This window comes from Actinomadura roseirufa (assembly GCF_900659635.1).
Classification (GTDB): domain Bacteria; phylum Actinomycetota; class Actinomycetes; order Streptosporangiales; family Streptosporangiaceae; genus Spirillospora; species Spirillospora roseirufa.
Genome location: NZ_CAACVB010000263.1, coordinates 1 through 10,121, shown reverse-complemented (window position 1 = coordinate 10,121; position 10,121 = coordinate 1). Strand labels below are relative to the sequence as shown.

At 72.8% G+C, this 10,121-nt stretch carries 7 protein-coding genes; 3 read left to right on the top strand and 4 right to left on the bottom strand.

All coding sequences use genetic code 11. From position 1 onward, the window contains the following. The 4 genes from E1291_RS34180 to E1291_RS34165 form a co-directional block, all read right to left on the bottom strand. The coding region (locus tag E1291_RS34180) for a PEP/pyruvate-binding domain-containing protein (protein WP_131742208.1) at positions 1–2,328 on the bottom strand (2,328 nt) is incomplete at its 3' end. 5 nt (positions 2,329–2,333) lie between these two features. Beyond that, positions 2,334–2,981: a methyltransferase family protein gene (locus E1291_RS34175; RefSeq protein ID WP_131742207.1), complete on the bottom strand. Its 648-nt coding sequence runs from the start codon at positions 2,979–2,981 to the stop codon at positions 2,334–2,336. Next, a complete protein-coding gene (locus E1291_RS34170; protein ID WP_131742206.1) occupies positions 2,978–3,913 on the bottom strand; it encodes an AfsA-related hotdog domain-containing protein in 936 nt (311 codons plus the stop codon). Before E1291_RS34170 ends, E1291_RS34175 begins: the two co-directional genes overlap by 4 nt. A 547-nt stretch (positions 3,914–4,460) precedes the next feature. Then, on the bottom strand, positions 4,461–6,554 hold the full coding sequence (locus E1291_RS34165; protein WP_131742205.1) for a catalase: 2,094 nt from the start codon (positions 6,552–6,554) through the stop codon (positions 4,461–4,463). 284 nt (positions 6,555–6,838) lie between these two features. Here E1291_RS34165 and E1291_RS34160 point away from each other — a divergent pair, with 284 nt between their 5' ends. The 3 genes from E1291_RS34160 (at position 6,839) to E1291_RS34150 (ending at position 9,848) form a co-directional block, all read left to right on the top strand. Then, on the top strand, positions 6,839–7,198 hold the full coding sequence (locus E1291_RS34160) for a histone-like nucleoid-structuring protein Lsr2 (protein WP_131742204.1): 360 nt from the start codon (positions 6,839–6,841) through the stop codon (positions 7,196–7,198). 15 nt (positions 7,199–7,213) lie between these two features. Continuing rightward, entirely contained in the window at positions 7,214–7,543 is a 330-nt protein-coding gene (locus E1291_RS34155; protein ID WP_131742203.1) for a histone-like nucleoid-structuring protein Lsr2, read from the top strand. A 427-nt stretch (positions 7,544–7,970) separates the two neighbouring features. After that, positions 7,971–9,848 (top strand): CASTOR/POLLUX-related putative ion channel, encoded by a 1,878-nt coding sequence (locus tag E1291_RS34150; RefSeq protein WP_242614551.1) that lies wholly within the window; start codon positions 7,971–7,973, stop codon positions 9,846–9,848. The last annotated feature ends 273 nt before the right edge of the window (positions 9,849–10,121 follow it).

Below are 10,121 nucleotides of genomic sequence, written 5' to 3'. Positions count from 1 at the left end.
GTGCCGCAGGGCCGTCGCGACGGGCCGCCCCGCGGGCACCGACATCAGCACGGGCGGCGGCGGGGCCGCGCGGTTCCGGGCGCGCTCGGCGCTCCGCACGGAGGCGAGGCCGCGCAGGTCCGCGCCGGGCAGCGTGCCCTCGAACGCGCCGAAGACCTCCTCCACGGTGAGGTCGACGACGTCGCCCGGGGCGTCGAGCAGCCCCTCCTCGGCGAGCCGGGCGCCGAGCCGCCACAGCACCTCCCGGGAGACGCCGAACAGCTGGGTGCGGCAGAACCGGGTGTCCTCCCGGACCCGGACGAACCAGCGCATCAGCGCCACCAGCGCGGTCAGCGCCGCGCGCCGCGCGGGATCGGGGCACGCCTCGCGCAGGCGCAGCCGGGCGTCCGCGGCGGCCCGCGCCTCCTCGGCCCGGTTACCGGCCACGGTCGCGCCCCGCCGGACGAACGGCGCGAGCGTCCCCACGAGCATCCAGGGCCGCTGCCGCGGCGTGGGCTCGTCGAGCTTCAGGTCGTGCATCGCCCGATCCCCGTACAGGCGCAGGTGGGCGAGGGCGCCGGCGGCCAGGTCCGCGCCGTACCGCCCGGCGGCGATGTCGTCCCACACCGCCCGCGGGTGCTCCGCGCCGGTCTCGCCGTCGTCGCCGGCCGCCAGCAGCAGCGCGCGCAGCGCGGGGACGGCCGCGGCCCGCTCGGCGAGCCCGATCGCGGCGCGGGCCGCCGCGAGCGAGCGGTTCTCCCGGCCCCCGCACAGCAGCCCGACGAGCAGGTCGGGACCCGCGTCCGCCCAGCGGCGCAGCAGCGCGGTGCCCGCCCGCATGGCGAGCAGCCCGTACACGCCGTTCGCGAGCGTGACGCCCCACCGCGCCGACGCCTCCGCCCAGACACGGCGGTAGAGCGCGATCAGTTCCTCGGGCGGCCGGTCCGCGAGCGGGCGGGCCGGGTCGTGGACCTCCGCCATCAGCCCGTCCCACCAGCGCAGCATCCGCGCGGTGGCGCGCGGGTGCCCGGCGGCGTGCCACGCGACGGAGGGCAGGGCGGCGGCGACGCGGGCGCGCGGCCACCGCCGGCCGGCGCGGGCCTCGCCGGTGATGCCCATGCCCTGTTCCCAGCCCGCCCGGACGAGGTCGAACACCGGCATCTGCCCGTGGAGCTCCTGCCAGTCGTCCAGCCGGTAGTGGACCCGGCCGTCGAGGAGGCCGACCATGCGGGCCAGCCGGTGCCGGTTCGCGCGCAGCCGCCGCGCGGGCACGCCCATCCGCCGGTACAGGTCGGTGAAGGCCAGTTCGTAGAACATGCGCGCCTGCGAGTAGGTGAGCGCCCCCGAAACTCCCGGGAAGCTCTCGGTGATGTTGTGGTTGCCCCACAGGACACGCGGCCCCTCGTCCCGCGCCGTGCCCGCCATGGGCCTGGCCTGGACGAGGTGGACGGCGCCGTCCGGGGTGATCGTCCCCTCGATGTCCTGGGGGCCGCCGAACAGGTCCTCCACCCGGCTCGCGAGCCGGGCGACGAGCCGCGCGTGATCGTCGTCGAGCACCGGCGCGTCGCGCAGGGCGTCCGGGACGGCGAGCACTTCGAGCGCGGTCTCTCCCGCGGCGGGCGGGCCCACCATCCGGAGCTTGGTCACGACCTCCGCGCGGACGGCGCCGGTGGCGGGGTCGACGAAGAAATGGTCCACGTCGGCGCGCTCCTGGACCACGCCCTCCCCGATGCCGTGCGCGGCGGCGATGACGTGCCGGCGCGTCCCGTCCCGGGGGTCGCGGGTGAACGCCACGAACGACCGGGAGCCCGGGACCATCCGCTGGACGCCGACCGCCACCCGGGCGGCGGCCGGGTCCAGGCCCTTGAGCAGCCGGTAGCGGACGGCCTCGGCCTTGAACGCCGACGCCCAGCAGCGCGCCACCGCCGCGAGCAGACCGTCCCTCGGCACGTAGAGGAAGCTGTCGCTCATGCCGGCGAAGGGGTCGTCCGCCCCGTCCTCGCCGGCGCCGTCCGCGTCCGGCACGACGCAGCCGCGCACGGCCGCCAGCCCGTCCCGGCCGAAGCGACCGTCGAAGGCCGCGAGCACTCGCGCGGCGAGGTCGCCTTCCGGGACGGCCCCGCTCAGCGCCGCCGCGGCGGCGGCGCACCAGTCCTCCACCGGCACGGCCTCCGGCACGGGAAGGTCGCCGCGCACCGCCTCCAGCGCGCGGTCGAACGCGGCGGCAGGCAGGCAGAAGAACTCCGGGACGGGGAATCCCGCCCGGCGCAGTTCCTCCAGCCGCGCGAACTTGTTGCCCGTGCGGGTCGCCTCGCCCGGGTCCCGCTCCACGAGGTCCCTATCCGGCATGCCGGTCACCACACCTTCGGCAGCACGCGCGCCCTGCCCGCGGCGTACTGCGGATAGCCGGGAATGTCCCAGAGCGTCCGCTCCTCCACCCGGATCCGCCAGGTGACGGCCGCGCCGAGCAGCACCAGGGCGACGACCGTGGCGGGGCCGAGGAAGAAGCAGGTGAAGCCGATGTGCGCGAGCAGCATCCCGGCGTACGCCGGATGACGCACGAGCCGGTAGAGCCCCCGCGTCACGACTCGGTGCCCGTCCTGGCGCATCACGTGGTGGGAGTAGAAGCGGCCGAGGGTGCGGATCGCGACCTGCCGGACCGCCACGCCCGCGACGAACAGTGCGGCGGGCGGCAGCAGCCAGGGCGACCAGCCGTCCCAGGGCAGCGGCCCGAACGACGCCGAGGCCATCAGCAGGAGGCGGGCGCAGGCATAGGGCAGCAGCGTCCGCGCGTCGGCCGGCGCGGCGGCCGCCCGGCGGAACGTCACCGGGACCTCCGCGAGCAGCCACCCCAGGTACACCGTGAGCAGCCCGGCCGCGAACGGCTCCGGGGCGCCGCCCCGCCGGGCGTGCAGCGCGATCCCCGCGGCCAGGACGCCCACCCCGGCGAGGAACAGCAGGCGCGGCGCCCGGACGAGGAACGGCGCGCCCCCGCCGCTCATGCCCGCCTCGTCCGCGCGTACGCCGCCGGGCCGACGGGATGGGCGCCGTAGACGAGCGACCCCAGCGCGGCGCCGCCGGAGGCGTCGACCAGCGTCATCGCGTAGCGGGAGCGGCGACCGGGAAGACGCTCGACGGGCCAGCGCAGCAGGAGCGGGACGGCGCGGTCGATCCACCGGGGCAGGTCCATGCGCAGCGACAGCCACAGCACCGTCACGTCCATCGGCCGCCCGTGCTCGCGGTGCTCCATCATCGTGGCGAACTGGCGGCCCGCCTCGACGATCTCCACGGTCGCGCGGGAGTCCGCCCGCCCCGCGTCCGGACGGCCCTCCCGGCGGAGGGCGTTGCCCTCGGGCAGGTCGAGCACGGCGCATTCCACCAGGTCCGGGCCCGACCGGGCGGGTTCTCCGATCAGGATGTTCTCCGGGCGGCTGCGGTGGACGAGGGCTCCGGAAGCCCGCCGGAGCCGGGCGTGGCCGGCCGGGCGCCCTGATCTGGGGGGCGGCACCGCGGGCCGTCCGGCGGGCGGTCCCTCTCCCCCGGAGGTGAACGCGATGGAGCCCGCGCAGGCGGTCATCTCGCCCTGGCGCGCGGCGACCGTCCAGGTCCCCCCGCCACCGGCCACGCAGGACAGGGCGGTCGCCCGGTCGAGTTCGCAGAATCGGGTGAAGTCCAGGTGCGCCGTCACCCGGCCCGGCGCCCGGCCCGGCAGGAGCTCCGCGTCGGCGTCCGCCGCGAGTCCGAACAGGCCGCTGAACAGCAGCATCCCGGGCACATGATCGAGCGGGTGGTCGAAGTAGAAGGGGTCGGACTCGTCGACGGTCAGCTCGCGGAACCGGTCGATCACGGACGCGTCCATACGGCAGCCCTTCATGTGGTCGAGACCGCGCCCCGGGACGGCGGCGACGAAAGAACGGTCGTGCGCGCCCTTCATCGGAAGGGCGGTATTCGATCGCCGCGTCCGGAAAGGCCACCCGGCGAGATGGCCGTCATCTTGCTACAGGAAAGTGCGCCATTGGAACTGCACTGCTGGGCAGATCCGGCGGCACAGGACTTCCCACACCGGCAAGGCGGATTCGGCGCCGACCATCGCGTCCGGCCGAAGAGGGGACCGATCAGCCCATGTCAGCGGGCATCCGGACGGCCCGCGACCGGCCGGGGCGGTCGTATCGACCACGCGCCCGGCATCGGGAAAACGAGATCAATGAGAGCGTGTATACCGCGTTCCGCGGCACGCCCAGAAATTTGTACAAGATATATTTTCACAATATTCCGGGGTCGATCCGGCCGAATCCGGACTTGTGATCTCGGCCACAATCGACGCCGGATGGAAGGGACGCACGGCGACGCCCGCCATCACTTTCGGACAGAACCGGCATGACATTCCCATGACCCGGGCATGACAGGGCGCGGCAAGGCCGGGCGCTCCGGAACGGCGAGTCCGGCGCGCCGAACGCGGCGCGCCGGACGAGGTCCTCCGGTCAGGCGGGAACGTGGTCCTTCTTACGGGTCCAATGCCGGTGCGCGGCGATCGCCTTGATCAGCTCGCCGGTGAAGTCGCCGCCGCCCTCGCCCGTGACGACCCCCGCGTCGGAGACCGTCCCGCCGTCGGCGAACTCCACCCCGGTGATCCCGGCCCGCTCCAGCAGGCCGATGCCGGCGTCGAGCGCGCCGACCGCCTTGCAGTGCACGAACGCCTCGGCGACGAAGTGCACGGCGTCGCCGTCCTGCGCGAGGGCGCGGACGCTCGCCTCGCCGCCCGGGACGACCACGGCGTCGTAGAGCACCGACGCCACCGTCGGCATCGCGCGGGTGACCTGCACCTGCGCGCCGTTCTCGGCCTGCAGGAAACCGTCGGCGGCGGCGAGCACCTCGCACACCGCCCCCGCCTCCGTGAGCGCCTCGCCGACCGCCGCGACCGCCGCCGAGTCCACGCCGTCGGCGGCCAGGATCGCGATCTTGCGCCCCTGGACCGAGTCGCGGGGGGCGTTGTCCTGGCTGAGCGCCGGCGAGGTGCGGCCGTGGTTGGGGACCGGCGTGTCCCGCGGCGGCTCCACCCCGATCCCCTCGGCGACCCGGACGGCGAGCTCATGGTCGACCCGGTTCAGGTGGCCGACGACGCCCGCGCGGACCTCCTCGGCCTCGACCTTCCCGAGCTCGAACCGGAAGGCGCCGACGATGTGCTCCTTCTCCCAGCCGGCCATGCTGTTCCAGAACAGCGTCGCCTGGGAGTAGTGGTCGGCGAAGCTCTCGCTCCTCTTGCGGAGCTTGACGCCGTCCACCCGCTCGGGGAAGTGCGTGTACGAGCCCGCGCCGCCGACCATCGGGCAGCCGCCGGACAGGGTGTTCTTGTGATAGCTCGCCCGGCCCTTGTGGATCATCATCTGGTGGTAGCCGTCGCGGTGGTGGTTGTGCACGCCGGCCACCGGCTGGTTGACGGGGATCTGCGGGAAGTTCGGCCCGCCGAGCCGGATGAGCTGGGTGTCCAGGTAGGAGAACAGCCGGGCCTCCAGCAGCGGGTCGTCGGTGAAGTCGATGCCCGGCACGACGTTGGCGATGTGGAAGGCGACCTGCTCGGTCTCGGCGAAGAAGTTGTCGGGGTTGCGGTCCAGCACCAGCGTGCCGACCGGCCGCACCGGCACCTCCTCCTCCGGGAGGAGCTTGGTCGCGTCGAGCAGGTCGAAGCCGAAGCGGTGCTCGTCCTCGGCCGGGACGAGCTGCACGCCGAGCTCGTACTCGGGGAAGTCGCCGGCCTCGATGCGGTCCCACAGGTCGCGCCGGTTGAAGTCGGGGTCCTTCCCGGCGATCTTCTGGGTCTCGTCCCAGGCGAGCGAGTGCGTGCCGAGCTTCGGCTTCCAGTGGAACTTCACGAACGTCGGCCGTCCCCCGGCGTCGACCAGCCGGAAGGTGTGGACGCCGAAGCCCTGCATCATGGCGTAGCTGCGCGGCAGCGCCCGGTCGGACATCAGCCACATCATCATGTGCATCGTCTCGGGCTGGAGCTGAACGAAGTCCCAGAGCGTGTCGTGCGCGGAGGACGCCTGCGGGATCTCGTTGCCCGGCTCCGGCTTCACCGCGTGCACGAAGTCGGGGAACTTGATGCCGTCCTGAATGAAGAAGACCGGCATGTTGTTGCCGACGAGGTCGACGTTGCCCTGCCGCGTGTAGAACTTCGTCGCGAAGCCCCGGACGTCCCGGACGGTGTCGGCCGAGCCGCGCGACCCGGCGACGGTGGAGAAGCGCACGAAGACCGGAGTCTCCAGGGAGGTGTCGCACAGGAACTCGGCGGTCGTGTACTCGGCGAGAGACTCGCTGAGCCGGAAACGCCCGTAGGCGCCCGCGCCGCGGGCGTGGACGACCCGCTCCGGGATCCGTTCGTGGTCGAAATGGGTGATCTTCTCGCGTAGGTGGAAGTCGTCCATCAAGGTCGGGCCACGCTCACCCACCGCCAGCGAGTTGTCCGTGTCGTCGACGCGGATCCCCTGGTCGGTGGTGAGCCGCGTGTCGTCCGGGCTCACCCGCCGCTGCTCCAGTTGCTCCTGCTTCGGGTCGTCGCGGCCGGCGGGGTTGGCCATGGTCCAGCTCCCTCGATGGTGTGAAGACTCCGTCGCTCCCGCTACCCGGCGATCCACGCGACATGCACGCTTTGACCGGAACTTGAGTCCGGGCCGACTGAGGGCCGACCGGGCGCGCGCGTCCGGCGGCCCGCCCATGGCGCGCACCGCGCCACACCGCCTCGCACACCGCGTCGCGGACCGTGTCGCGGACCGTGTCGCGTCCTCATGCCGCCATGCGAGGGCCCGGAATCCGCTACGGTCAAGGTCGCCGCGTAGGCAAGGGGAAGGAAGTCAAGGTACACATGGCCGAGAAGGTCATTCGCGTGGACGACATCGACGGCTCCGAAGGACACGATGTCGCAAAGCGAGACTTCGAAGTCTTGGGTCGGACGTTCACGATCGACTTGAGCGATGACAACTACAAGCGCCTGAACGAGATGCTGGACGCCCTCGGGCCCTACATCGACAACGCCGCCGAGGTGAGGGCCGCGGGGAAGGGCCGCAAGACCGGCCGGACCGCCAAGATCAAGGGCTACACGAACGGCGATGTCCGCGAGTGGGCATTGCGTGAGGGCGTCGAAGTCTCCGAACGTGGCAAGATATCGGATGAGGTCTATGCTGCATTCATCGAGACCCATCCGGACGCGAAGCCGGACGCATAGCTAGGGAGTCCCCGCATGGCACAGAAGGTCGAAGTCCTTCTCGTGGACGACATCGACGGCGGCGAGGCTGACGAGACCGTCAGCTTTTCGCTGGATGGCACCCCTTACGAGATCGACCTGAGCAAGAAGAACGCGGCCAAGCTGCGCAACGGCCTGGAGCCGTTCGTCGCCAGCGCCCGCAAGGCCCGCCGGACCACCGGCCGGACCGGCCGCGGCACGCGCACCACCAACAGCCGCGAGCGGTCGGCCGAGATTCGCGAGTGGGCGAAGAACAACGGCATCAAGGTCAATGAGCGGGGCCGTATCCCCGCCAATGTGATCGAGAAGTACGAGGCCGCGCACTAGCGCGGCGGCGCCGCCGGAGCGTTCCGGCGACGGCACCGGGGGCCGGGGTGGAATACTCACCCCGGCCCCCGGTGTCTGCCGCACACCGGGGCAAATCGGCTTTTCCGCGCCGCATTGGCGCGTCGCGGCCATTCGCCCGCACCGGACGCCGGTCCCGCCGCCACCGGGGCCGCCGGCTTTCCACGACGCGGAATTTCACCGGGCGGAGATCAGCATCTCCACGGCCCCTTCACCTCCCGAAATGAGGGATCAACTCGGGCGAAAGGGTGGAGCTCGGAGCAGATCGCCCGTACCCACCCCAAGGTGAGCTTCTTGTGCGCTCTGGAACGGTGTACGCCGACACGGGATCGCCCTAACCTCGACGTGGGCACGTGAGGCGGCGCGGCGGGGGCCGTGGCGGCGACGACATCGGCGGGGGGCGTTCGGGGTGGCACGCGCGACACGGCGGGATCGGGTCCGCTACTGGTTCGACACGACCATGGCGAAGGGCACGCCCGCCCTCATCGGCTGGCTCGGCCTCGCCTCCGCCGCGCTGGTGCTCGTGGTCGCGACCGCCGCCGTGGTGCTGGCCCCGCGCGACAGCCGCGAGCACGGGCACTGGCCGGGCATGGTCTGGCGCAGCCTGCTGCGCACCCTCGACCCCGGCACGATGGGCGGCGACTCGGGCGGCGTGGCCTTCCTCGGCCTGATGCTCGTCGCGACGGTCGGCGGCATCTTCATCGTCAGCGCGCTGATCGGTGTGCTCACCACCGGCCTCGAAGCCAAGATCACCGAGCTGCGCAAGGGCCGGTCGCGGATCGTCGAGCACGATCACACGGTGCTGCTCGGCTGGTCCGAGCAGGTCTTCACCGTGGTCGGCGAGCTGGTGGAGGCCAACCAGAGCGAACGCCGCTCGTGCGTGGCGATCCTCGCCGACCGCGACAAGGTCGAGATGGAGGACGCGCTGCGGGCGCGGGTGGGCGACTTCGGCCGCACCCGGATCGTCTGCCGCACCGGCAACCCGCTGAAGGTCGCCGACCTGGAGCTGGTCAGCCCGGGGACGGCACGCTCGATCATGGTGCTGGCGCCGGAGGTCGCCGACGCCGACACGCACGTCATCAAGGTGCTGCTCTCGCTGGGCGCCCGCCGCTGGGGGCGGCGGCGCCCGCACGTCGTGGCGGCCGTGCACGACTCGGCGAACCTGCCCGCGGCGCGGCTGGCCGGCGGGTCGGCGGCCCGCGTCATCGACGCCGACGACATCGCGATACGGCTGATCGTCCAGTCGCACCGGCAGTCGGGGCTGTCGCAGGTCTGCACGGACCTGCTGGACTTCGCCGGGCACGAGTTCTACATGCGCGCCGAGCCGGCCCTCGCCGGCACGGTGTTCGGCGCCGCGTTGTCGGCCTACGACCTCGGCGTCCCGGCCGGGCTGCGCCGCCGCGACGGGACGGTCCTGCTCAACCCGCCGATGGACACCGTGATCCGGGCCGACGACGAGGTCATCGTGCTGGCCGAGGACGACCTGCTGATCCGGCTCGGCGGCGGCGCCCCGCCGCCCGTCCGGGAGCCGGTCATCACCACCGCGACGCCGCGCGACCCGGCGCCCGAGCGCACCCTGCTGGTCGGCTGGAACCACCGCGCACCGAAGATCATCGAGTTGCTGGACGACTTCGTCGCGGCGGGCTCGGAGCTGGTGGTGGCGGCCCCGCGCGACGACCCGACCGCCGACCTCGCGCCGTGCGCCAACCTCAAACTCGGCTTCCGCCGCGCCGAGCCGACCGAGCGCCCGGCGCTGGAGGCGCTGGACGTGGGGTCCTACCAGCACATCATCGTCCTGTCGGACGAGGACTTCGACCGCGAGCACGCCGACGCGCGGACGCTGGTCACACTGCTGCACCTGCGCGACATGGAGGACGCGCTCGGCGACCCGTACTCGATCGTCAGCGAGATCAACGACGACGCGAACCGGGAGGTGGCGCAGGTCACCAAGGCCGACGACTTCGTGGTCAGCGACAAGCTCATCAGCCTGATGCTCACCCAGCTCAGCGAGAACCGGCACCTGTACGACGTGTTCGCCGACCTGCTGGACCCGGCGGGCTCGGAGATCTACCTCAAGCCCGCCGGCGACTACCTGGCGCCGGGCCGCCCGGCCGACTTCGCGACACTGATCGAGTCCGCCCGGCGGCGCGGCGAGGTCGCGCTCGGCTACCGGCTGCACGACCGTTTCCACGAGCCGCCCGGTTACGGCGTCGTGCTCAATCCCGGCAAGACCGTCCCGCTCACGCTGTCGGCCCTGGACCGCGTGATCGTGCTGGCCGAGAACTAGCGGGCCGAACCCGTGGTCGCGGACGCCCCGGATGCCGGGCGCGAAATGGGTTGGCGGGGCGCGGCGGCCATCGCCCACAATTGACCCGCAGGGGTGATCGATATGGGCGAGCGGACAATACTGATGCTGGGCGCGCGCATAGCGGAGATCGAGGCGCTGTACGCGTGCGCGCTGGACACGGCCGACCCCCGCGCCGAGCGGGCGCTGATGGCCGAGCTGGCCGAGGCGGGCTCCCGGCTGGCCCGCGAGGCCGGCCGCCGCGCGCACCCGCCT

What these genes read in the sequence shown, in the direction of transcription:
- E1291_RS34160 (WP_131742204.1), top strand. Translation starts at nt 6,839, where the DNA reads ATGGCCGAGAAGGTCATTCGCGTGGACGACATCGACGGCTCCGAAGGA.
- E1291_RS34170 (WP_131742206.1), bottom strand. Translation starts at nt 3,913, where the DNA reads ATGAAGGGCGCGCACGACCGTTCTTTCGTCGCCGCCGTCCCGGGGCGC.
- E1291_RS34155 (WP_131742203.1), top strand. Translation starts at nt 7,214, where the DNA reads ATGGCACAGAAGGTCGAAGTCCTTCTCGTGGACGACATCGACGGCGGC.
- E1291_RS34165 (WP_131742205.1), bottom strand. Translation starts at nt 6,554, where the DNA reads ATGGCCAACCCCGCCGGCCGCGACGACCCGAAGCAGGAGCAACTGGAG.
- E1291_RS34175 (WP_131742207.1), bottom strand. Translation starts at nt 2,981, where the DNA reads ATGAGCGGCGGGGGCGCGCCGTTCCTCGTCCGGGCGCCGCGCCTGCTG.